At 39.9% G+C, this 1,116-nt stretch carries 1 protein-coding gene; it reads right to left on the bottom strand.

Translation table 11 applies throughout. The annotated features are described in order from the left end of the window. Positions 1-45: 45 nt before the first annotated feature. Entirely contained in the window at positions 46-924 is an 879-nt protein-coding gene (locus ACO6V1_RS24145; RefSeq protein ID WP_422449661.1) for a hypothetical protein, read from the bottom strand. Between the last annotated feature and the right edge of the window lie 192 nt (positions 925-1,116).

The raw sequence follows: 1,116 nt of genomic DNA, 5'->3' as shown, positions 1-1,116 counted from the left end.
AGGAATTGTCCCTGAATAACGTACTTTTGGCTCTTTTCGAATTCCTTAATCGTCAACTAATACCACTATGATGCGTTTTTCTGCCAGATCGTCACTATTTTCGCTATGGTATACGATATCCTCAGGCTGGTGAATCAGATCACCTTGATCATTGGAAAACATATACCCGGCATTCCCGATTTCTTCGTCATTAGGGCCATAAGGATAATTCTCTACAGTGCCTTTAACAGGGAATGTTACTTTTGAACCAGGTGACTTTTTGCCAATATTAAGCCCGCCTCCTGAATACTTCACACCCGTTTTGGTTGCGTTGGTATTGTCATTCAATTGAACGACCATACTTTTTTTGCCGGGATCTTTATGCCAGTGCATACCTTTTATCCCCCTTGAGGGAATTAACGGGTAACGAATGAGGTAAATACCCACAACGTTTACCGAACGATCCCGCCACTGAAATTCATCGGCCATTTTATCCAATGCTTCTGAGCATAGAGCCCGGATTGCAACCGATGAAGTAGTCAAGCTGGCCTGAAATACCTCCTTGTTCATCAAATGACTATTTTCATCAAACTGAATTGGCATTTCAAAGCATAAACGGGCGGTGAATAAAGGATTTTCAGAATTAATAGTAAAATCCAGACTTTCAAATATATTGCTTGAATTTATATATCTTACTCCACGATGACCGTCCAGAAAATTATTGACAAGCTCCGAACAGAAATATCTATCATCATTATTTATTTCCAAATTGACCTGATCTAAAAGAGGTTTAGAAAACACAGGGCAAATGGTTCTGAATCTATCGCCAAATTTTATGTTTGTGGCCTGTGTATGTTTTTTTTCATCAGAAAATCCATCAGAATTTCCAGAGGCGGCTGTAAAAGCTGACGTCGTTGAGGGGGAAGAAAAGTCAGCACGTAACATCGTTATCACTCCCTTGGTCTGATAAGTTGTTATTAATAGACTGAGTCAAACACAGCAGCATTAGAGTTCCCAAAGCACAAAAAGTTCAACAAAAAGTGAATAAACTGGTAATTTCAACCATCCCCAATGATGAAACCCGAGATAATTGCCGTACTCACATCAGATCACCGGGTAATCCCGCAGAAATTTGCT

Origin of the sequence: Endozoicomonas sp. ALC013 (assembly GCF_049310205.1) — a bacterium.
In the GTDB taxonomy this organism is placed as follows: domain Bacteria; phylum Pseudomonadota; class Gammaproteobacteria; order Pseudomonadales; family Endozoicomonadaceae; genus Endozoicomonas.
This window is presented reverse-complemented; position numbering and strand designations above follow the sequence as displayed.